We start from the raw sequence: 23607 nt of genomic DNA on the forward strand, positions 1-23607 counted from the left end.
TTATGAGCAGTCAGTTTTTTCATTATTTTACGTAGTTTTCTTTAACAACTGTTGCACAGCGCTCACACAATGTTTCATGTTCCGCATCTTTGCCAATTGTTTCTGAAACAACCCAACAACGTTCACACGTATCACCAGTTGCTTGAGCTACAACAACCGCTGTATGCTCATACTTAGGTGCATCTGCCGGAGCTTCTTCTATCATACCACCAAGTTTATACTCAGAAACAATAAATAGTTGCTTTAAGTCTTCACTAATAGACTCTAACATAGCTTTCATTTCTGCAGTCGGATATAGTGTAATACTTGCATTTAATGACTTACCAATTACTTTTTCATTACGAGCGACTTCTAACGCTTTTAATACGTCATCACGTAACGTCATAAATGCATCCCATTTTGTTTTTAACGCTTCGGCACCATCTACTTCTACAACTTCTGGCATATTAGTTAACTGTACACTTTCTTCTTCTGCACCAGGAACATAAGGCCATACTTCATCAGCTGTATGAGGTAAGATTGGTGTTACAAGTTTTGTTAATGCAACAAGAACATCATATAATACTGTTTGAATCGCGCGGCGATCTTGGTGATTTGCACCTTCAATGTATAAAATGTCTTTCGCAAAGTCTAAATAGAATGAGCTTAAATCAATTGTACAGAAGTTATGAATTGCGTGATATACTGCTGCAAAGTCATATGCTTCATACGCTTCTTTCACTTTTGTAATTAATTCATTTAATTTTACTAACATATAACGGTCAACTTCACGAAGCTCAGCTGCCACCACTGTATTTTCACTTGGATTAAAGTCATCTAAGTTTCCTAATAAGAAACGGAATGTATTACGGATTTTACGATATACTTCTGCTACTTGTTTTAAAATATCATCTGAAATACGTACATCAGATTGATAGTCAACAGAAGATACCCATAAGCGTAAAATATCTCCGCCTAATTGATCCATAATTTTCTTCGGTACGACGATGTTTCCAATCGACTTACTCATTTTACGTCCGTCACCATCTAGTACGAAACCGTGGCTTAGAACACCTTTATACGGTGCTTTACCTGTTACAGCAACTGCTGTTGATAATGAAGAGTTAAACCAACCACGATATTGGTCAGATCCTTCTAAATATAAATCTGCTGGACGTTGTAAATCATCACGCTCTTCTAATACCGCTTGGTGAGAAGAACCTGAATCAAACCATACATCCATAATGTCTGTTTCTTTACGGAATTCACCATTTGGGCTACCTGGATGTGTAAATCCTTCTGGTAATAGATCTTTCGCTTCACGCTCGAACCATACGTTAGAACCGTGTTCACGGAATAAATCTGCTACATTGCTAATTGTTTCATCTGTAATAATTGGGTCTCCATTTTCCGCATAAAATACTGGAATCGGTACACCCCATGCACGTTGACGAGAAATACACCAATCACCACGGTCACGAACCATATTATGAAGACGAGTTTCACCCCATGCTGGAACCCATTTCGTTTCTTCAACAGCTTGTAATAATTCTTTACGGAATGCTTCAATAGATGCAAACCACTGTGCTGTTGCACGGAAAATAATTGGTTTTTTCGTTCTCCAATCATGTGGGTATGAATGCGTAATAAATGTTAATTTTAGTAACGCACCTACTTCTTCTAATTTTTCCGTAATTGGTTTATTAGCTTTATCATAGAATAGACCTTCAAATCCAGGTGCTTCATTTGTTAATACACCTTTATCATCAACTGGACAAAGAACTTCTAAACCATATTTCTTACCAACAAGGAAATCGTCTTCCCCGTGTCCTGGTGCTGTATGAACACAACCTGTACCAGCATCTGTTGTAACGTGCTCCCCTAGCATAACTAATGAGTCACGATCGTAGAATGGGTGTTTTGCAACTGTATACTCAAGTTCGCTACCTTTTACCGTTTTCACAACTTCAGCATTTTCCCATTCTAACGTTTTTTCAACTGTCTCAAATAGTTCAGAAGCAATAATATATTTCTCATCATTTACGTTCACAATAGCATATTCAAGTTCTGGATGAACAGAAATACCTAAGTTAGCAGGTAACGTCCAAGGTGTTGTTGTCCAAATAATGAACTTCTCATCACCTTCTAATACGTTCTTTCCGTCTTTTACAGGGAATGCTACGTAAATAGATGCTGATTTTTTATCTTGGTATTCAATTTCAGCTTCTGCTAAAGCTGATTCACTCGTTGGAGACCAGTAAACTGGTTTCTGTCCTTTATAGATATAACCTTTTTTCGCCATGTCACCAAACACTTTAATTTGTTGTGCTTCATAAGCTGGCTCTAAAGTAATATATGGATTATCCCAATCTGCACGTACACCTAAACGCTTAAATTGTTCACGTTGACGTTCTACTTGCTCATATGCATACTCTGCGCATAATTTACGGAACTCAGCAACTGTCATTTCTTTACGCTTTACACCTTTATTCGTTAAAGCTTGTTCAATTGGTAAACCGTGCGTATCCCAACCTGGCACATATGGTGCACAGTATCCTGTCATTGATTTAAAACGAACAATAAAGTCTTTTAACACTTTATTTAGTGCGTGTCCCATATGGATGTCACCATTTGCATATGGAGGTCCATCATGTAGTACAAATAAAGGACGACCTTTTGTATGTTCTTGTACCTTTTCATAAATATTCATTTCAGCCCATGTTTCTTGCATTGCAGGCTCACGTTTCGGTAAATTCCCACGCATCGGGAATTCTGTTTTTGGCATTAGTAATGTATTTTTGTACTCCATGCTCAATTCCTCCTTAAATATATAAACGACAGACCTTAAAAAAGGGAATAAAAAAGAGACCTCTCATCCCAAAAAGGGACGAGAAAGTCTCCCGCGGTACCACCCTAGTAGACCATATACAAATGCATAAGGTCCTCTTTATATTCTTAACGCGAATATACGCCTACGCTTACTAAATTTGTTCAGCGCGGAACTCCAGGGTGATATTCCCATTATCTCCTTATCCTGAGCTTACACTATCCTCAGTTCGCTATATAAGGTATGAAAAAGGTACTTATCCCTATCTTCGTTTTTCTTAATAAATATGCTGTTTAAAATTATATGTAATAATGAGAAAAACGTCAAGCTTACACTGTTTCTTCTTTTTTCAACAGTTCGTCCACTTCGTCTTCTAACTCAATTAATTTGTCCCAATCATCGTTGCTTAACATTTCAAGCTGTGTTTCTAACAACATACGGAAACGAGTGCGGAATACTTTCGCTTGTTTCTTTAACTCTTCAATATCAAATGCAACTTTTCTTGATTTTACTAATGCTTCGTTAATGATACGATCTGCATTTTTTTCTGCTTCACGTACAATTAATTTTGCTTCTTTTTGCGCATTACGCTTCACTTCTTCAGCAGCTTCTTGTGCGACAATGATAGATTTGTTCAGTGTATCTTCAATATTAGAAAAATGATCTAACTTTCCTTCTAATTGTGCAACCTTTTCTTCTAAAGCTTTTTTCTCACGAATGACTAATTCATAATCTTTGATGATTTGATCAAGAAACTCATTTACTTGATCTTCATCGTAGCCACGAAATCCGCGACCAAATTCTTTGTTATGAATATCTAATGGTGTTAACGGCACAACGCCACCTCCAAGTAATTATCTAAATTTCCTCTTTCAATTATATCTTTTCTTCGACAAAATAAGAGAATTTCCTTCTAAAAAACCAATCATTTTAGTATACCATACAAAACTCTCCATTTGTCGCGCTTCGTTTTACCTTCTACAGAAAATAATTTACTTCGTCCATACCCTCTAACCGAGAAAACATCCCCCGGAAAACATTCATACGAAGTTTGCTCTACTGTTTTCCAATTGACTTTTACTAGGCCACCTTTTATAAGAGGCTGTACTTTCTGCCTAGATATATGCAGCATTTCAGCTAATAAAACATCTAGACGAAGTGACGAAACTGTTCCAGATTTTTCTCCCCACTTTTCACCTACACGCAAAACTTTCTCTACTTGTATAGGAGAGAGTGTGACTTTCATTTTCCCTATTGATTGTAAGTTCATTTCAATATAGGATACAACTTCTTTCGCAACTGCAATTTGGGCACGATCTTCTTGAAGCAAAATATCACCACATTTTTCCCTTGTTAAACCAAGTGACATGAATGCACCTAATATTTGCCTATGTTCTAGCGTGAAAAACTTGGAAGGATAGTCAATTTCTAATACTTCTACTTGAAATTCCTCTTCATTTAATTCTAGATAATCTGGATAAATTAGTGCTCTTTTTCGTTCGGCTTCAGGCATCGCACCATCAAACCGTACAGCTACATCTCCTTGCCCTATTACCATAGAAACAATTTGTTGCTGTCTTGGATCAAGAAAATCTGTTAACTTGACTTGATGGTACTCAGCAGCCTGTTTCCACTCTATTACTTTATCCACAAAGACCTCTTCATCAGGTCTAAAATGCTCGTAGATGCTCATGTATTTAACCTCACACTATAAAAAATAGTTGAATAAACTCACTAAACCACCTCTAGCAAGTTTCAAGGCAATAATAGCAACAAGTGGAGAAATATCAATCATACCCAATGGTGGAATAAACCTCCTAAACGGCTCTAAATACGGTTCACAAATACGCGCAAGAATATCTCCAAAAGCTGATTCCTTTGCGCCAGGAAACCATGATAGGAGAATGTAAATAATTAGTGCCCACGAGTAAATCTCGATAGCAGTAAGTAACACTGTTAAAACTGTTGTCATGGCGTATTACCACCTCTTTATATTTGTCTCTTCTTCTTCACCGAATAACTCTGAAATCGCACCAACGATATCAACATTTTCAGGTGTACACATAAATGTTTTCGGGCCTATTTTTTGAATATCCCCGCCTATAGCGTATACAGTACCACTTAAAAAGTCAACGATACGTACAGCTTGATCTGTAGACATTCTTTGCAAATTAATTACAACAGCTCGTCTACCTTTTAAGTGATCCGAAATGCCTTGCGCTTCCGAATATGTGCGTGGTTCTAGTAAAACAACTTTTGAAGATTGCTTCGCTGTTTCAATACTCACTACATTTTGCTTCGGTTGCACTTTCGCAAACGGAACATCTTGTTGTTCTGGGGGATCTTGTTGTTTTTTCATGTCTGTTTGCTCCTTTTCATAACTATATTGAGCTGCTTCTTTTTCTTCCGGTGTGTCAAAAAAGAAGTATTTTACTTTTGACCAACTCATAATAACTTTCTCCTTCCTCTTACGCTTTTCCTACTAAAACCGTTCCCAAACGAATATATGTAGCGCCTTCCTCAATTGCAATCGTGTAATCATTTGACATTCCCATTGATAATTCTTTACATGGTGCATGTAATAATTCTAGCTCCTGCACCTCTGTTTGTAGCATGCGTAATTCCTTAAAGCAGCGACGAATCTCTTCCTCTTCTCCTGTAAACGGAGCCATTGTCATTAATCCTACCACTTCAATCTTATCCAATTCTTGCAAACTTTGAATAAAAGAAATTGTTTCTTCTATCGCCAATCCTTGCTTTGATTCTTCAGATGATGTTTTCACTTGAATAAAGCATTTAACTTTCTTATCAGCACGTTTTTGAATTTCTTTTGCAAGCGAAAGACGATCTAATGAATGTAAATAATCAATCTCATTAATGATTTCTTTTACTTTTCTCGTTTGCAATGAGCCAATAAAATGCCAATTCACTTTTGAACCGAAATGCTCGTATTTTTGTAAGAAACCTTCATTTCTATTTTCACCTAAGTCAATAATTCCTGCTTCAATTACTTCGCTTGTTTTTTCAATTCCTACAGTTTTTGTAACTGCAACGAGCTTAATATCTTTCGTCGAACGTCCAGCTCGTGCACAAGATTCTTTAATTGCTTCGTTTACATCTGCTAAATTCCCTTGCACTGTCACTTGCTTCACTCCTCCTTAAAACCTATGAAACTCAACATTCTCCCCGTCTTACCTTGATCACGACGATGAGAGAAAAATAATTGTTCTTCACAGCTTGTACAAAGAGATGACATTACAATATGTTCTTCTTTTATACCTGCTTGTACACATAATATACGATTAACTTCTTTTAAATTAATTGCATACTGACCATCAGAAATTACTTTATAGGGAACAGATCCGTTTACTACTTGCTGTGCTGCTGTTAATACACGATCATCAACAACATAACAACATGATCCGATTGCAGGACCAATTGCGACATGAATTTCATCACTTGAAACACCTTCTGCATTCCACTTTTGAATCATTTCTTTCGCAATCTCTGTTACAGTCCCTTTCCACCCAGCATGCGCAAGTCCTATCATATCATGTGATGGTGCATAAAAATAGAGCGGAACACAATCAGCGTAACAAGATGTTAAGAGAACATCTTTGTTAGTCGTATAAATGCCATCCGTTTTTGGAATACCGTCTTCATATGAATAAACGCCTTTCCCTTTTTCTTGCAGTCCTACTTTCTCAACATGATGATCATGAACTTGTTCAGAGCAAATCCATTTTTCTAATGGTTTTTGTAACTTATTCGCTAAAATGCGTCTGTTTTCATGAACATTCTCCACGATATCATTCACATGTAATCCTAAATTCATCGCATGAAAGGAGCCTGTACTTACTCCACCATCTTTTGTCGTAAATCCAACAGTAATGTTTCCAAGTTCTTTCCACGCTTGTAAATACAGTATACCGTCCACATATTTAAATGGTTCTCTCATAAAGCGGCTCCTTTTAATTAAAATAACAGAAAAAAGCATGGTACTTCCTGTCTATTTTACCATACTTTTATTTTTTCATAATGACAACTGAAAAAAAAGGGGAATTTGTAATATTCTTTATGAAATTGTCGGTGTTTGTATTGATTCTGTTACAGAATTAATATTATCTACTCTGACAAGTATGACATCTTCCCCAATTTTCATAATTTGCTCCCAAGGAATCACAAATTCTACTTCCTTTCCAAAGAGTCCTAGCATACGTGTCTGCTTGGAAATAATAACTGTCCTAATCTTACCTGTGTCTATATCAAAATCAATATCTCCAATATTTCCAAGCCTTTTTCCATCTAAAATATTTACAACATCCTTCATTTGAAACTCCGAAATTCGTATCATATTCATCCTCTCCCTTATATCATGAATCATAAGTACACTCTCAAATAAAGTGAAACCTTAATCAGTGGGATTTTTCCCATCCCTACTGATTATTAGCCCATGCTAATCGGACTTTTTCGGGTAGCTCCGCTTCCATCTAACTTTTTACTTCAGCCGAATTTTGAAGCGGGTAAACAGTATATAACCGCTACTAATAGAACATCCATTTTATTTTCATTATATGAACCTACCCACTCTACTATGAGAGCAAAATATTATATATAAAAAAGGCCTCACCATAACTGGTGAGGACCTTATCCTTGAATCGTCTTATTCATTTGCTTAATAGCAGACTTCTCCAAACGTGATACTTGTGCTTGAGAAATCCCAATTTCTTCGGCAACTTCCATCTGTGTCTTTCCTTGGAAGAACCGTTTTCGAATAATCATTTTCTCACGATCATTCAAACGCTTCATCCCTTCTTTCAACGCTAGTTCTTCAACCCACTGCTCGTCCTTTTGTTTTTCATCACTTAACTGATCCATAACAAAGATAGGATCTCCTCCATCATTATAAATCGGTTCAAATAATGAAACTGGATCTTGAATAGCATCTAACGCAAAGACAATTTCTTCATGTGTCACTTCAAGAACTTTGGCAATATCCATTGCTGTTGGTTCTTTGGAATTTTCAGCAATCAATTTTTCTCTTACTTGCAACGCTTTATACGCAATATCTCGTAATGAGCGAGATACGCGAATTGGATTGTTATCACGCAAATATCTGCGTATTTCCCCAATAATCATCGGCACAGCATACGTTGAAAATTTTACATTTTGGCCTAAATCAAAGTTATCAATGGATTTCATAAGTCCAATGCAACCAACTTGAAATAAATCATCAACATATTCTCCTCTGTTATTAAATCTTTGGATGACGCTCAGTACAAGACGTAAGTTTCCATTCACTAATTTCTCTCTGGCGCTTATCTCTCCACTTTGCATTTCACGAAATAATTTACGCATCTCTTCATTTTTTAGTACTGGAAGTTTAGCTGTATCAACACCGCAAATTTCTACTTTGTTTCTCGTCAAAGTGTTCCCTCCTATCGGGAGTTGCTGTACAGTGTAAAGTATTTCCTTTGAAGGGGATTTTATGCATACGGTTTTCCCATCGTTTTTCACAAACATCATATTTCCTAATGCACAAAAAGAAAATAAGACCAGTCTAGATACCGACTGGTCTTATTCTTCACACCATTTTATTAAATTCTTTTCGTAATCTTTTTATAATTCTTTTTTCCAAACGAGAAATATACGACTGTGAAATTCCAAGCATATCAGCCACATCTTTTTGTGTCTTCTCTTCGCCACCAGCGAGTCCAAATCGAAGCTCCATAATTTGTTTTTCACGATCATTTAATTGATGCAATGCTTTCATTAAAAGATGACGATCTACAGTAGCTTCTAAATCTTTTGTAATAATGTCATCATCTGTACCTAACACATCTGATAATAACAGTTCATTTCCGTCCCAATCAATGTTAAGCGGTTCATCAAAAGAAACTTCCGAACGATTTTTATTATTTCGACGCAAATGCATTAAAATTTCATTTTCTATACAACGAGATGCATATGTTGCTAATTTAATTTTCTTTTCTGGATTAAATGTATTCACTGCCTTAATAAGACCAATTGTTCCTATACTAATCAAATCCTCAATATTTATCCCTGTATTTTCAAATTTTCTTGCTATATATACAACAAGCCGTAGATTACGTTCAATAAGCATCGATCTGGCAGCTTGATCTCCATTTGGTAATTTATTCAAAAGAACTGCCTCTTCGTCTTTCGTTAACGGCGGTGGCAACGCTTCACTTCCGCCAATATAATAAATTTCATCGGTCTTAATTCCTAATTTCAGCAATACTTTATACCAAAGGTATACCAAATAAAATTTAAATTTCACCATATTATCCCGCCTCTCATAATTAAGCAATTACCATCTTTTGCGAAATCAACATTTTCGGATGTACAATGCATTGATACTCTCCATTGGTAGATAATTGTTGTGTATTTAATCCAATCAGTACTTTGTTTACAACAACCAAACCTTCATGATAAACTTGCACACAATCTGGCTTAATTGCCCATAAAAATTGATTCTCTACTCCTACTGCTCGGAAAGGAATTAAACGTAGTTTCGTCGCCCACCCAGAATCATTTTCTGGTATTTGAGGAATTTCTGTTTTGGAATAAATTTGTTCTGTTAACCAAGCTGGCAAACAATGTTCTAATGATGAAATATGCATAATCATAACGGGTGTTTTTGTTAACGGGTCATAAAGTTGGTTCCCACTATCAATTAGACCTGCTAGTTCTAGTTCCTCTCCAGCTAATTGAATTTTCACTTTCACGATTTGATCATAGTGTATCTTTGTGACCTCTACGCTTTCTATACGCTTTTTAGAAAAATAATAAATTACTGGAAAACCAAAAATAACAAACAACCAACTAATTGGATCACCGTAAGAAACTGATTTAGATTGAACTAACCCATTTACCATTTCGTTCGTTTGTAAAAAGTAATGCGTTCCAATTAATCCTCCACCAACCATAAAGGTTACAAAATAGAAAGTAAAAACAGTTTGTGCATAATTTCTAAATGTTGAAAATCCAAATGCTGTATACACAATAAGTAACGAGTACAATAGTTTCATAATTGGATGTGTCATCATAGAAGCAAAAGGCGTAAAGGCGAAAATAACAATAGTTGAACCTATAAATGCCCCTAACACAAGCCTCCATCTTTTGATTCTCTTTTTTAACACGGTGGCTGTTAATAAAAGTAAAAGAAAATCAATGCAGGCGTTTAACAACCAAACAATGTCGGCGTAAACAACCAAACAATTCACCTCTTTTTTTAAGTTGAGACTAGTATAATGCATATCCAATAGGAAAGTGTGTCAATTGGTGGAGGGTTTTTTTTTGTTATTTTGTGATTTCTAGACATAATCTGTCGGTAAAAAATAAAAGTGTATTTTTCATAGAATAATATAAATCTCTTACTTGTATACATAATAATTGAATTATATATATACAAAGCTAATCTTGCTATTTGCGGGCAGTAACACCCCTGCCTCAAAATTCAGCTACAAAAAAGTACAGAAATTAAGCGGGAGTCAGGCTAACAATCATTTTGGATGAACAATCCCTACTAATTAAAGTTTCACTTTATTTATCACAGCTTATAGCTCCAAAATAGGACTGGACTCTCCATATGCAAAATAATAAAAAAAGATCTGCTTAGCAGATCTTTTCCATTTAGACAACAAAAAAAAGGAGCATGAAAGCTCCTTTTCTTTTATCGTCTACGACGGTTACGTAAGAATGCTGGAATATCGATGTCATCTGAATCTGTATGACGATCATGCATAACCGGCTCTTCACGTTTCATTTCACGCTTAACTTCACGTTGTTTTGAAGGTTGAGCTACTGGTTGTTGTTGTTGCTGTTGTGAATGATTCGCAGTCGGACGGATAATTGGTTTTGGTGGTTGCGTCGAAGCACTATCATCAAAACCAGTTGCAATTACAGTGACAACGATATCATCTTTTAATCCTTCATTAATAACAGAACCGAAGATCATATTTACTTCTGGATCCGAAGCTGAAGCTACAATGTCTGCTGCTTCTTGTACTTCATATAAACTTAAGTTTGCGCCGCCCGTAATGTTCATAATAACACCTTGAGCTCCATCAATAGATGTTTCTAGTAATGGACTAGAAATCGCTTTTTTCGCAGCTTCAGCAGCACGATTTTCACCATTACCAGAACCGATACCCATTAAAGCAGAACCTCTATTAGACATAATTGTTTTTACGTCTGCAAAGTCTAAGTTAATTAGACCTGGTGTAGCAATTAAATCAGAAATACCTTGAACACCTTGACGTAATACGTTATCAGCTTCACGGAACGCTTCTAACATTGGCGTATTTTTATCAACAATCTCTAATAAGCGATCATTTGGAATTACAATAAGTGTATCTACATTTTCTTTAAATGAAGCAATACCAGATGCAGCTTGAGTTGCACGTTTACGTCCTTCAAATGTAAATGGGCGTGTTACAACACCAACTGTTAACGCACCTAGTTCTTTTGCAACTTGAGCAACAACTGGAGCTGCACCAGTTCCAGTTCCGCCGCCCATACCAGCAGTTACGAAGACCATATCCGCACCACGAAGTGCTTCCTGAATCTGTTCTTTACTTTCTTCTGCAGCTTTTTTCCCTACTTCAGGGTTTGCGCCTGCACCAAGTCCACGCGTTAATTTTCCACCAATTTGCATTTTCGTTTCAGCTTTTGATAGATTTAATGCTTGTGCATCAGTATTCACAGCGATAAAGTCTACACCTTGTACACCATGTTCAATCATACGGTTTACAGCATTGTTTCCGCCACCGCCGACACCGATAACTTTTATATTTGCTAATTGATCTTGAGTAGTATCAAACTCTAACATGTCGAAATCCCCCTAGAACCTCATTTTTCGTGTCCAATTTTAATCCCATAAATAACGGAATACACGTTTTACTTTTGACATCATGCGGTCATCATTTTGATTAGTATTATTTTGATTACGATTTTTCTGTTTCGCAGGTTGCTGTTGTACCGGCATTGGTGCTGGTACTGGTTCAAAATGTTCTTGCTTTTCCTGCACATTTTTCCCACGTAATTTAGCTTTTTGATAAGAATGTTTAATTAATCCAACTCCACTTGTATATTGGGGCTCACGAACACCAATATAATCAGGAGTTGCTATACGAACATTTTCATGTAAAATATCGTATGCAAGATCAAGAATACCTGGCATAGAAGCTATCCCACCAGTTAGTACATATCCAGAAGCTACTTGCTTTACTCCTAACTTACGCACTTCATCTTGAACAAACATTAAAATTTCCTCTACACGAGCCTCTATTATATCCGATAATTCCAACTGAGAATATTGTTCTGTTTGATCGCTTCCCATAATAGGAACCGTAAACATCTCTTCTTCAGATGCTGTATCATAAAAAGCATGTCCATATTTCAGCTTAATTTGATCTGCATTTTCTGTTGAAGTTTTCAGCCCAATCGCTATATCCTTCGTTATATGATCTCCACCTAATGGCAATACGCTCGTTGCTTGCAACTCTCCATCTTTAAAAATAGATAAGGTTGTAGATCCTCCACCCATATCAACAAGGGCTACCCCTCTATGTCTTTCATCCGAAGATAACGCAACTGTCGCTGCCGCTAAAGGTTGCAGACAAATATCAACAATTTCAAGACCTGCTTTTTCTACACAACGAAGTAGGTTATGTAGTAAAGTTCTCGAGCCTGTAATAAGTGTACCTTCCATTTCTAATCTTACACCGATCATCCCGCGTGGATCGTTAATCTCGTCAAGACCGTCTACAATGAACTGTCGAGGTACCACATCAATAAATTCACGTTCAGGAGCAATTGACACAACTTGCGCTGCATCTAGAACGCGTAAGACATCTTCATTCCCGATTTCACGATCTTCATTTGAAACAGCGACTACTCCGTGACACGGGAGCAACTGTACCTGGTTTGCATTGACACCTACTACAACTTGCTCAATGTGGATACCCACCATGCGCTCAGCCTGTTCAATTGCTTTTTTAATTGATCGAACAGTTTCATCTATATCAACTATCGATCCCTTCTTCAAACCATTTGATTTTACGTTTCCAACACCAATAATGTTTAAGCTATCATTAACCATTTCACCAATGATGACTTTAACATTGGATGTACCGATGTCAAGACTAACATAAATTTCATTGCTGTTCATTCTTTGGCACCTCCTTCTTTATTTATACCATACAACTCAATATATGGAACAACAATCGCAACTTTACTATTTATAAGAAAAATATTCAACGTCTTTATACGTTTCCCTTTTTTAACCCTATATTTTTCTTATTTTTATTTAACATTCATTTAAGAATATCGCAGTAACCTGTGAATAACTGCTCTATCTTGAAATAATTATATTTCAAGTGTAAAGATTACCGCCAAGTATAAGTCTACACTAAGATGTACTTGTAGAAAAGTGAAACTTGTACCAATCCTAGTATGAATCTAAGAAAATTTACATTTTTTTCATCAAATTAAGCATTCTTGCAAATTAGCATCCATATAAAAGAACATTCGTTTCATTCCATACGTAATAACGCAATAAAAACTATCATTCTATTCTTTCTTTTCTTCAGCACCTAGTTCCTTCGTATATGCACCCACTTCTAAGTCAATTAAAACCTTCTTACCAGGTTCAATTGTTTTTAAAATAAGTGGATAAGCTTCCATTCGCTTTGCGAAATTTTGAATAGTGGTGCTCACTTCATATCCTTCATTCATATATAAAGTAAGATGATCTTCATTTGCGTTCGTTGGTGTATAACGAATTTCAGAAATAGACCTTAAAATAGTTGGCGTTAATTTTTCTAGTTCTGCAATTAATTCCTTCATTTTTTCCTCTTTAAACGGTTCAAAAATTGGTGCTGCAACTGGAAGCTTTCCGTTCGGAAGTACATCGAGTGTTTTCCCATTTTCTAATAACGGTTGTAATTTCCCATCTTTGTTTATATAGCCAATTGTTAAATATTCTTCGATATGAACATCAATTTTGTTTGGGAAACGTTTTTTTACATTTACCGCTTTAATTTCTTTTCGTTTCGTTAAGTTTTCTTCTGCTTTATGTGCTGTTACTCGGAAATAACTCGTATCATATGTCACACCTGATTCCTTCATAACTTGTTCATCTGTCATATAATGATTTCCAAACACACTTATCTTTTTTATATTACTAAGCGGAGACCGAAAATAAATTAAAAAGAGTACTAATAAAAATAAAATCGATATGTATAAAATTAACCGATGATTAACAGGTTTCTTATTTTTTTTCTTTTGATTCTTTAATTTTGGTACACGATCTTGTAGTTTAATCACTTTACTATTTTTCATGTACGATCCCCCTATGTAACATAAAGAACGGCATGTTCCTCATGCCGTTCTTATCTTCTTATTATAACATAAATGATAATGAGCGGAACGAACAACCGTTATCTTCCAATTATTTCTACTTCTGTATGCATATCAACACCAAATTTATCCTTAATTGTACGCTTTATCAATGCGATTAAGTCTAATACATCTTGCGCTGAAGCCACACCAGTATTAACAATAAAATTTCCATGCATTTCAGAAATTTGAGCTCCACCTATTTTATAGCCACGCAGCCCTGATTTTTCTATTAAATCGCCTGCAAAATATGGGACTGGATTTCGAAATATACTTCCTGCACAAGGGTGATTCCAAGGCTGCGTTTCACGGCGATACTCTTTATTCTTTTGCATGCTTCTTACAATTTCCTCGCGTTCGCCTACCTCCAATTGGAATTCAGCTTCTAAAACAATACCAGGGCGTTTCATTTGCAATACAGATGTGCGATAAGAAAACCCCATTTCGGTATTCGTCAACCAATTAATTGTTCCATTGTCAAACAAAATACGAGCTCTCGTTAATACACTCGATATGTCGGACTTATGAGCGCCTGCATTCATATACACTGCACCGCCAACACTTCCTGGAATACCACTTGCAAATTCCAAGCCAGCTAATCCCTGTCGACTAAGTAAAGTTGACAATTTAATAAGGGGGTATCCAGCACCAACTCTTACTCTATGTTTTTCGACTTCTAAGTGATCTAATCCTTCTCCTAAACGAATAACCACACCTTCTATACCTTGATCAGATACGAGAAGATTTGAACCACGACCAATTGCAGTCCACCCTGTCTTGTACTTCTTTACTAACTCTAGCGTCTTCTCAATACCAGCAACATGCTTTGGCACAATTAAAATATCAGCTGGTCCGCCTATTTTCATAGTCGTGTAACGCGCTAACGGTTCATTAACTAACACGCGACCAACATTTGCTTCTAAAAGCTCTTTTACTAATTGTTCCATAGACAATCTCCCCCATATTAAGTCTCCTTATTACAGTAATATGCAGGGCGTTCACCTAATGTTATTTTTTAATAAGCTTGTTCATTACTTCATATAGCTTATTTGCTGCATCTGGAATACCAAGTTGCTTAGTAGCCAGTTTCATATTTTGTAATGTTTGTGTATCCAATAAAATCTCATCAATGTCACGAATAAGCGTTTCAGATGTTAAATCTTTTTCAAGTAGCATTTTAGCTGCTCCTTTATCAACAACTGATCGTGCATTTTTTTCTTGATGGTTATTTGTTACGTACGGACTTGGAATTAATACACTTGGCTTTCCTAACGCTGTTAATTCTGCAAGCGTTGTAGCCCCTGCTCTTGAAACAACAAGATCTACACCAGTCAGTACCTCTGGCATATTATGAATAAAAGGTTTAATAATAACATTATTCGGATTCCCTTTTTGTTTCACGGCTTCCATAACTTTATCATAATGTACTTCGCCTGTTACATATAATACTTCGTAACTTTTATTCCCAAATTGTTCAATCGCTTCTACAAAAGCATCGTTAATCGGTCTAGCCCCGCGACTCCCACCAAAAATGAGCACGGATTTTTTAGAAAGGGATAGTCCTACCGAACGTTTTCCTTTCATTCCATTTTGGTCCATTACTTCTGATGCACGTGGATTACCTGTCATAACCACTTTTGACTGTGGGAAATGTTCTGCAGCTGCTTCAAAGCAAACTGCAACTTTATCGACATAACGACTTAAAAATTTATTCGTTACACCAGGTACACTATTTTGTTCATGTACAATAGTCGGAATACCTAATTTAGCCGCAGCATATACAACTGGCCCACATACGTATCCACCCGTACCAATCACAATATCAGGGTTAAAACGACGAATATATCGTTTACTATCTTGAACACCTTTTAGGAAACGCATCACTGTTTTTACATTATCAAGAGATATTTTTCGTTTAAATCCACTTATAACAATAGATTGGAACGGAATACCCGCTTTCGGTACGATGGTACTCTCTAATCCATTCTCTGTACCAATGTATAAAAATCTTGCTTCCGGATTTAGTTTTTTTATTTCTCTAATTAAAGCAAGAGCTGGATAAATATGTCCTCCAGTACCCCCACCACTTACTAATACTCGCACTACTGATTCCTCCACTTCCCTGTTCTTATTCAATCGTATTTATTTCTATATACATATTGTATTTTCACACACACACGAAAAACCCTGTCTTTTAAACAGGGTTTAATAGCGAGAATGGCGACTTATATTCAATAATACACCTACTGCCATTAACATTAAGGTCAAACTTGATCCACCATAACTTAAAAACGGCAAAGTAATACCCGTAACAGGCATCAGTCCTGTTACAACACCAACATTAATCATTACTTGAATCGCAATCATCGCCACAATACCTACTGCTAAAAACGTACCATATAAATCTGGCGCTCCTAATGCTATACGAATCCCGCGCCATAATAATAGACTAAATAATAATAACACAAATGAACCACCAATAAAACCTAATTCCTCGGATAAGATTGCAAATATAAAGTCTGTTTGTGGTTCAGGTAAATAAAGAAATTTTTGTCTACTTTGTCCAAGTCCAAGCCCAAATAAACCACCAGGTCCAATTGCGAGTAACGATTGGATAATTTGAAATCCACTTCCGAGCGGATCCGACCACGGATCTAAATATGATGTGATGCGTTTCATTCGATATGGTGCTGATGCAATTAACCCTACAAATCCCGCTGCACCAAGCAAACCAAACATTGCAAAGTGAAAAATCCTTGCTCCCGAAATGAATATCATAATAATACATGTCCCAACCATTACCGTTCCCGTACCAAGATCTGGTTGTAACATAATCATCCCAAAAGCAAGAAATACAAAACTAAGAGCCGGTAGCAAACCTCGTTTAAACGATGTAATTAATTTTTGTCGTTCCGCTAAAAATTTTGCTAAGAAAATAATCATCGCGAATTTCATAAACTCTGACGGTTGGATAGAAAATGCTCCGATTCCAATCCAACTTCGCGCTCCCCCACGAACGAGACCTACTCCAGGAATAAGAACGAGAATAAGAAGAACGAAACAAACTAGTAAAATTACTTTTGAATACGTACGCCACACCCAATAATCAATTTTCATGAGAGAAAACATAGCTACTACCCCAAGACTTGCAAATAACAATTGTCTTTTTGCAAAAAAGAATGAATCCCCCATTTTATAAGAGGCCCAAACCGCACTCGCACTATAAACCATAATCATTCCGATTGTTAACAACGCAAGTGTAACGATGATGAGAATAAAATCAGGCGTTTTCTTCATTACCCATGAACACCACCTCTTTGGGCAGAAACTTTGCCCTATGTAACAAAACATCAGTAGGTGTTAGCCTACTGATGTTTTGATTTACTTTATATAAGTTTATGCACAGCTTGTATAAAAATGTCTCCTCTTTCTTCAAATGTTTTAAATTGATCCCAGCTTGCACATGCTGGTGAAAGAAGAATAATATCACCAGCCGTAGAATGAGCATAAGCCTTCACTACTGCATCATCTAAAGTATCGACACTTTCAATTACATCTAATCCTGCTTTTTCTGCCGCTCTTACTAATTTTGGTGCAGTTTGTCCAAATGTTACAATCGCTTTGACATGTTTAAAGTATGGAATTAAATCATCAAATTCATTACCACGATCAAGTCCACCAGCCAATAATACAATCGGTTGTGTAAATGCAGATAATGCTTTTTCTGTCGCTAGCATATTCGTCGCTTTTGAATCATTATAAAATTTACGATTATTAATCGTTGTTACATATTCTAAGCGATGTTTTACACCTGTAAAACTTTTTAACACAGCAGTAATTGCTTCATTAGAAACACCTAGTAATTTAGCAATACTCATTGCTGCTAAAATATTTTCTAAATTGTGCTTACCAGGTAAAACAATATCGCTTACTTTAACTACTTTTTCGCCTTTAAAATAAAGAGCGTTATCTTTTATACACGCACCATCTTCAATTTCTTTCGTCGTCGAAAATAATACTTTCTGTCCTTTACTATATGCAGATAATGCCATTACATCTGCATCATCTGCGTTAATTACACTATAATCTGTTTCATTTTGGTTTTTGAAAATATTCGCTTTCGCCAAACCATACTCTTTCTTCGTCCCGTGATAATCTAAATGCGCTTCAAATAAATTTAAAAAGGCTGCAATTTTTGGTTGGAACGATTCCACTCCCATCAATTGAAACGATGAAAGTTCCGTAACGACAACTTCATTTTCTTTCGCCAATTGTGCAACTTCACAAGCTACAGTACCTATATTCCCCGCAATAACTGGGTGCTTTTGTCCTTCTTTTAACATTTCAAACGTTAACATTGTCGTTGTTGTTTTGCCGTTAGATCCCGTAATCCCAACAAACGGTGCTGCTGAAATGCGATATGCTAATTCAACCTCAGTTACAATTGGAATTTGCTTTTCCTTCGCCGCCACTAAGAGTGGATTAGAATATGGAATTCCTGGGTTTTTTACGACAAGTGAAATGTTTCTCTCCAGCAATTCTAACGGATGCCCACCACATACAACATCCATTCCTTCCACTTGTAACTCAGCAGCAAGCACATTACCCACTAATGGTTTCCCATCATTTACAATGACGTTTGCCCCTAATTTTTTTAATAAAGTAGCTGCTGCATAACCACTTTTAGCAATACCTAATACAAGAACATTTTTATTTTGATATTCAGTTACAGTTTTCAATTACATCCACACCCCGATATAAATTCCTAGCACAGCTAATAAAAATCCTACAGACCAAAACGTTACAACAACGCGCCACTCTGACCAACCACATAATTCATAATGATGATGTAATGGACTCATTTTAAAGACACGCTTTCCTGTTGTTTTGAACGAAATAACTTGGATAATAACAGATAAAGTTTCCGCTACGAATACACCGCCAATAATAACGAGTAACAATTCTTGTTTTAACAAAATCGCTACAGCTGCGATAGCACCACCTAAAGCTAGAGAACCTGTATCCCCCATAAATACTTTTGCTGGATTCGCATTGAATACTAAAAAGCCAAGTACAGCTCCTACAACTGCCATACAGAAAATCGCTACCCCAAATTGTTCTTGAGCTACAGCAATAATACTAAATGCTCCGAATGCAATAGCAGCTGTTCCTGATAATAAACCATCTAAACCATCTGTTAAATTAACCGCATTTGATCCACCAATAAGCATAAATAATACAAGAACAAAATATGCCCAGCCTAATTCAAATTTAACATCAGTTCCCGGAATCATGATATAAGTGTGAAATGCTTGCCCTTTTCCAATTAAAAAGAACGCAATAGCAATTACAAGCTGACCGATCAATTTTTGTTTTGATGTTAAACCAAGATTTCTTTTCTTTACTACTTTTATGTAGTCATCTAAAAATCCGATTAATCCGTACCCAAATGTAACTAATAATAACAATGATACTTCTGCACCTAAATTGTTAAATTTAATCGCCATAATAAGCGTAGTCACCATCATAGATACATATATGACAATACCACCCATCGTTGGTGTCCCTGATTTCTTTTGGTGTGACTTCGGTCCTTCGTCACGAATACTCTGTCCGAACTTTAACTTTCTTAAAAATGGAATAAATAATGGCGAAAGGGCAACAGAAATTAAGAATGCTACCCCAGCCGTTACTAATAAACCTTGTTCAAGCACATGTAGTCCTCCTCTCATGCTGTTACACTTCGTTGTTTAAACGCTCCGTGATTGCTTCTTTAGCAACTTCACGATCGTCAAAATGATGAACTTCTTTACCAATAATTTGATACGTTTCATGCCCTTTACCAGCAATAATAATAATATCTTCTGCTTTCACTTTCGAGATAGTGGAACGTATCGCTTCTTTTCGATCGACAATTACTTCATAATTATTCCCTTTTACATCATTTACCATATCATCTAAAATAGCATTCGGATCTTCACTTCTTGGATTATCTGATGTATAAATTGCGTGAGTTGCATATTCGGTTGCAACACTTGCCATTATTGGTCTTTTCGTTCTATCTCTATCACCACCGCAACCAACGATACAATATACATCACCTTTTGCAAACTGTTTTGCTGTTTTTAGTACGTTCTCTAAGCTATCAGGTGTATGTGCATAGTCAACAATAACTGTGTAATTTTGTCCACCATCAACAACTTCAAAACGTCCAGGAACGCCAGCAAGCTCTTTAATTACATCAATAATTGTTTGTAAGCTCACTCCTGAAACAAGACCTGCTGCTGTAGCAGCTAACACGTTGTATACATTAAACTTACCAATTAATTTCATCGTAACATTTACAGTTTCATACGGTGTTACAAGTGTAAATGTTGTACCGCCACTCGTCATTACGATATCTCGTGCCATAATGTCGCTTGCAACATCTATACCGTATGTTACAACAGTAGCTGCTGTACTTCTCATATACTCTTCTGCTACTGGATCATCACTGTTTAATATAGCGTATTTTTCACGATTATGATGATAACTATTGCCAAGCTGTGCAAAAAGCAACCCTTTCGCATGTTTATATTCTTCCATCGTTTTATGATAGTCTAAATGATCTTGTGTTAAATTCGTAAATACTGCAACATCGTAATCGCACCCGTGTACACGGCCAAGATCTAAAGCATGAGACGAAACTTCCATTACTGTGCTATCCACACCTTGTTCAACCATTTTTGAAAATGTCTGTTGAAGTGTTAGTGCATCTGGTGTTGTATTTTTCACCTCAAATGTTTCATCACCGATTTTCATATTAATCGTTCCAATTAGCCCTGTTTTATGACCATGTGCGCGCATAATTTCATCCATAATATGCGATGTTGTTGTCTTTCCATTTGTACCTGTAATACCGATTAAATGTAACTTGTGTGTTGGTTGGCCATAAAAATAATCAGCTAACACTGCTAGCGAACGAAAAGTATTTTTCACAAGTACAACTGGAACGTCAACATCAATTGGTCTTTCCGCAACAATAGCAGCCGCTCCTTGTGCCGCTGCTTGCTTAGCAAAATCATGGCTATCAACCGTATATCCTTTCATACATATAAATAAGCTTCCCTCTTTCACTTTACGTGAATCCGCTTCAATAGATGTTATTTCTGGATTTTCTGTTGGAACAACTGGAAAATCATGCAAACATGATACAAGTGTATGCAACTTCATTTCACTAAACCCTCTCTACATTGTTTATTTATCTCTTATTTTAGCAAGTAACACGTTACCTCCTAGTTATATAAAAATAGGAGGTAAGTGCTACTATAGTCTAATCAATAGATTTATTTATTAATGAGACACTTATCGTCTCAAATAAAGCAATTTTTCTATAAAGAACTCACTTCCACCAATTGTACCATAAAACACAATCAGTTACCTTTAATTCCCGAAGTAAATTCTAACTTTTGAACCCTCTTTTACTTTAGCTCCTGCTTCTGGTGATTGTTTAATTACTTTCCCACCATCACCACTTATATCAAGCTTCAAGTCTACAAGTTGCGTTTGTAAATCTTTCTTTTTCATACCAATTAAATTCGGAACTTCCACAGTTGGTGTATCGCCCCATTTATATTCTTTCTCAACTTGCTCTTTTCTCGGTTCCACTCCCATTACAGGAAGTGCGTCACGAAGAATATTCCCAACAATAGGTGCTGCTACAACTCCACCAAATTGAGTGACTCCTTTTGGATTATCCACTGCTACATAAACAACAATTTGCGGATCGTCAGCTGGAGCAAAACCGATAAATGATACAATATAGTTATTATCTAAATATTTTCCATCTTTCACCTTTTGAGCAGTTCCAGTTTTTCCACCTACACGATATCCATCAATATAAGCCCCTTTACCAGAACCTTTCGCTACAACATTCTCTAATGCGTAACGAACTTTCTCTGAAGTTTCCTTGGAAATAACTTCCCTTTTCGCAACAGGTGTCTTTTTGCTGACAACTTGATTATTCTTCGGATCAATAAATTCCTTCGCTATATATGGCTGATACAAAGTTCCACCATTTACAGCGGCCGCTACAGCTGCTACTTGTTGAATCGGTGTAACAGAAACACCTTGCCCAAATGAAGTCGTCGCTTGCTCGACTGGACCAACTTTATCTAAATTAAATAAAATCCCGCTACCTTCACCTTGTAAGTCAATTCCGGTCTTCTGTCCAAACCCGAAATTGCGAATGTATTTAAACAATCGATCTTTACCAAGACGATCACCGAGTTCAATAAATCCTGGGTTACAAGAGTTTTGAACTACCTCTAAAAACGTTTGGCTACCATGGCCTCCAGCTTTCCAACACCGCAATCTAGCTCCACCAACTTCAGCTGCCCCATCATCATAAAATGTATCTTTCTCTAAGTCTACCAAATTTTCATTCAAGGCTGCAGCTAATGTAATAATCTTAAATGTTGACCCCGGCTCATACGTACTCCATACAGGTAAGTTTCTGTTATATACTTCCGGAGAAACACTTTGGAAATCTGCTGGATCAAAACTTGGTCGACTTGACATACCTAAAATTTCACCATTTTTCGGATTCATTGCAATTGCTATCATACCGTCAGGATTATACGTTGATTCCGCAATATTCATTTCTCTTTCCATAATCCTCGTAATGCGTGAATCAATTGTTAATCCTAAATTCAAGCCGGCTTCTGGTTTTTTGAAATCATCTCCAACGTTAGGCATTCTCTGTCCTTTCGCGTCTGCAAAAAATCGCACATGACCTTTATCACCATTTAGCTCTTTATCATAATATTTCTCTAGTCCCATAAGCCCTTGATTATCACTGCCCGCAAATCCTAATACGTGTGATAAAAAATTACCGAATGGATAGTACCGGATAGAATCCTCTGCGATGTACACACCCTTTAAACTTAATCCGCGTACTTCTTTCGCTTTGTCATGCGATATTTTCCTTCCGCCTTTATCAAGCCTTACAATCGATTCTTTTTTTGTAATCCGCTTATAAACATCATCTTTTTCCACACCTAATACTGCAGCTAACTTCTCTGCAGTCTCTGCTGGTTTTTCAATTTGCCTTGGCACAACAAAGACGGTAGGTGCACTTTTATTCGTAGCAAGCTCCACACCATTTCGATCTAAAATTTTCCCTCGCTCTGGTTCAAAAGTAATATTACGACTCCATGAATCCTTCGCACGATCCGTTAACATATTTCCAAGAAAAAATTGCACATATCCAAGACGAATATCGATGATGGTGAAAATGAGTATACCCGATATAAGTATAAAAATAAGTCGTTTCCTAACCGTTACATTTGATACACGCATATTGGAACAAGCCTCCCTTACGCCTAGCTTGTTCCAAT

The 23607-nt window shown here is 36.5% G+C and carries 21 protein-coding genes and 1 other annotated feature; all 21 genes read right to left on the reverse strand.

Annotated features, from left to right (window positions below; translation table 11 throughout):
- Nucleotides 1-22 precede the first annotated feature (22 nt).
- The 21 genes from ileS2 to MHB76_RS18390 all read right to left on the reverse strand — a co-directional run bounded on the left by ileS2 (nucleotide 23) and on the right by MHB76_RS18390 (nucleotide 23569).
- Complete coding sequence (gene ileS2 / locus MHB76_RS18290) at nucleotides 23-2788, reverse strand: isoleucine--tRNA ligase (RefSeq protein ID WP_078172916.1); 2766 nt, start codon at nucleotides 2786-2788, stop codon at nucleotides 23-25.
- A 71-nt stretch (nucleotides 2789-2859) separates the two neighbouring features.
- Nucleotides 2860-3084, reverse strand: a binding site (T-box leader).
- A 51-nt stretch (nucleotides 3085-3135) separates the two neighbouring features.
- Entirely contained in the window at nucleotides 3136-3642 is a 507-nt protein-coding gene (gene divIVA / locus MHB76_RS18295) for a septum site-determining protein DivIVA (RefSeq protein ID WP_002088249.1), read from the reverse strand.
- 89 nt (nucleotides 3643-3731) lie between these two features.
- Entirely contained in the window at nucleotides 3732-4499 is a 768-nt protein-coding gene (locus MHB76_RS18300) for a YlmH family RNA-binding protein (protein WP_002111424.1), read from the reverse strand.
- Nucleotides 4500-4514: 15 nt separating this feature from the next.
- Nucleotides 4515-4778 carry a YggT family protein gene (locus tag MHB76_RS18305; protein WP_078172915.1) on the reverse strand — a complete coding sequence of 88 codons (264 nt, stop codon included), beginning with the start codon at nucleotides 4776-4778 and terminating at the stop codon, nucleotides 4515-4517.
- Between the two features lie 6 nt (nucleotides 4779-4784).
- Entirely contained in the window at nucleotides 4785-5255 is a 471-nt protein-coding gene (locus tag MHB76_RS18310) for a cell division protein SepF (protein ID WP_002014721.1), read from the reverse strand.
- A gap of 19 nt (nucleotides 5256-5274) precedes the next feature.
- Nucleotides 5275-5949 carry a YggS family pyridoxal phosphate-dependent enzyme gene (locus MHB76_RS18315; RefSeq protein WP_002111427.1) on the reverse strand — a complete coding sequence of 225 codons (675 nt, stop codon included), beginning with the start codon at nucleotides 5947-5949 and terminating at the stop codon, nucleotides 5275-5277.
- Between the two features lie 5 nt (nucleotides 5950-5954).
- Entirely contained in the window at nucleotides 5955-6764 is an 810-nt protein-coding gene (gene pgeF / locus MHB76_RS18320) for a peptidoglycan editing factor PgeF (protein ID WP_002111428.1), read from the reverse strand.
- Nucleotides 6765-6881: 117 nt separating this feature from the next.
- Nucleotides 6882-7160, reverse strand: a complete 279-nt coding sequence (locus tag MHB76_RS18325) for a YlmC/YmxH family sporulation protein (protein ID WP_033710824.1) — start codon at nucleotides 7158-7160, stop codon at nucleotides 6882-6884.
- A 293-nt stretch (nucleotides 7161-7453) separates the two neighbouring features.
- On the reverse strand, nucleotides 7454-8233 hold the full coding sequence (gene sigG / locus MHB76_RS18330; protein WP_000197755.1) for an RNA polymerase sporulation sigma factor SigG: 780 nt from the start codon (nucleotides 8231-8233) through the stop codon (nucleotides 7454-7456).
- 157 nt (nucleotides 8234-8390) lie between these two features.
- Entirely contained in the window at nucleotides 8391-9110 is a 720-nt protein-coding gene (gene sigE, locus MHB76_RS18335) for an RNA polymerase sporulation sigma factor SigE (protein ID WP_002111431.1), read from the reverse strand.
- 19 nt (nucleotides 9111-9129) lie between these two features.
- The gene (spoIIGA, locus tag MHB76_RS18340) at nucleotides 9130-10044 is read right to left on the reverse strand and encodes a sigma-E processing peptidase SpoIIGA (protein WP_002111432.1); all 915 of its coding nucleotides are present in this window, start codon (nucleotides 10042-10044) and stop codon (nucleotides 9130-9132) included.
- A gap of 458 nt (nucleotides 10045-10502) precedes the next feature.
- Entirely contained in the window at nucleotides 10503-11660 is a 1158-nt protein-coding gene (ftsZ, locus tag MHB76_RS18345) for a cell division protein FtsZ (RefSeq protein ID WP_002160704.1), read from the reverse strand.
- Between the two features lie 39 nt (nucleotides 11661-11699).
- The gene (gene ftsA / locus MHB76_RS18350; protein WP_078172914.1) at nucleotides 11700-13001 is read right to left on the reverse strand and encodes a cell division protein FtsA; all 1302 of its coding nucleotides are present in this window, start codon (nucleotides 12999-13001) and stop codon (nucleotides 11700-11702) included.
- Nucleotides 13002-13402: 401 nt separating this feature from the next.
- Nucleotides 13403-14173 (reverse strand): cell division protein DivIB, encoded by a 771-nt coding sequence (divIB, locus tag MHB76_RS18355; protein WP_002111435.1) that lies wholly within the window; start codon nucleotides 14171-14173, stop codon nucleotides 13403-13405.
- A 98-nt stretch (nucleotides 14174-14271) separates the two neighbouring features.
- Nucleotides 14272-15177 (reverse strand): UDP-N-acetylmuramate dehydrogenase, encoded by a 906-nt coding sequence (murB, locus tag MHB76_RS18360; protein WP_016106027.1) that lies wholly within the window; start codon nucleotides 15175-15177, stop codon nucleotides 14272-14274.
- Nucleotides 15178-15238: 61 nt separating this feature from the next.
- Nucleotides 15239-16333, reverse strand: coding sequence for an undecaprenyldiphospho-muramoylpentapeptide beta-N-acetylglucosaminyltransferase (gene murG / locus MHB76_RS18365; protein WP_002088269.1), 1095 nt, complete (start codon nucleotides 16331-16333; stop codon nucleotides 15239-15241).
- Between the two features lie 102 nt (nucleotides 16334-16435).
- Complete coding sequence (gene spoVE, locus MHB76_RS18370; RefSeq protein WP_016106029.1) at nucleotides 16436-17527, reverse strand: stage V sporulation protein E; 1092 nt, start codon at nucleotides 17525-17527, stop codon at nucleotides 16436-16438.
- Between the two features lie 89 nt (nucleotides 17528-17616).
- Nucleotides 17617-18969: a UDP-N-acetylmuramoyl-L-alanine--D-glutamate ligase gene (gene murD, locus MHB76_RS18375; RefSeq protein ID WP_078172913.1), complete on the reverse strand. Its 1353-nt coding sequence runs from the start codon at nucleotides 18967-18969 to the stop codon at nucleotides 17617-17619.
- Nucleotides 18970-19944 carry a phospho-N-acetylmuramoyl-pentapeptide-transferase gene (gene mraY / locus MHB76_RS18380; RefSeq protein ID WP_002014738.1) on the reverse strand — a complete coding sequence of 325 codons (975 nt, stop codon included), beginning with the start codon at nucleotides 19942-19944 and terminating at the stop codon, nucleotides 18970-18972.
- 22 nt (nucleotides 19945-19966) lie between these two features.
- Entirely contained in the window at nucleotides 19967-21442 is a 1476-nt protein-coding gene (locus MHB76_RS18385) for a UDP-N-acetylmuramoyl-L-alanyl-D-glutamate--2,6-diaminopimelate ligase (protein ID WP_002160700.1), read from the reverse strand.
- 210 nt (nucleotides 21443-21652) lie between these two features.
- Nucleotides 21653-23569 carry a stage V sporulation protein D gene (locus MHB76_RS18390; RefSeq protein WP_002014741.1) on the reverse strand — a complete coding sequence of 639 codons (1917 nt, stop codon included), beginning with the start codon at nucleotides 23567-23569 and terminating at the stop codon, nucleotides 21653-21655.
- Between the last annotated feature and the right edge of the window lie 38 nt (nucleotides 23570-23607).

The organism is Bacillus sp. FSL M7-1345, from assembly GCF_038006985.1.
Classification (GTDB): Bacteria; Bacillota; Bacilli; order Bacillales; family Bacillaceae_G; genus Bacillus_A; species Bacillus_A cereus_U.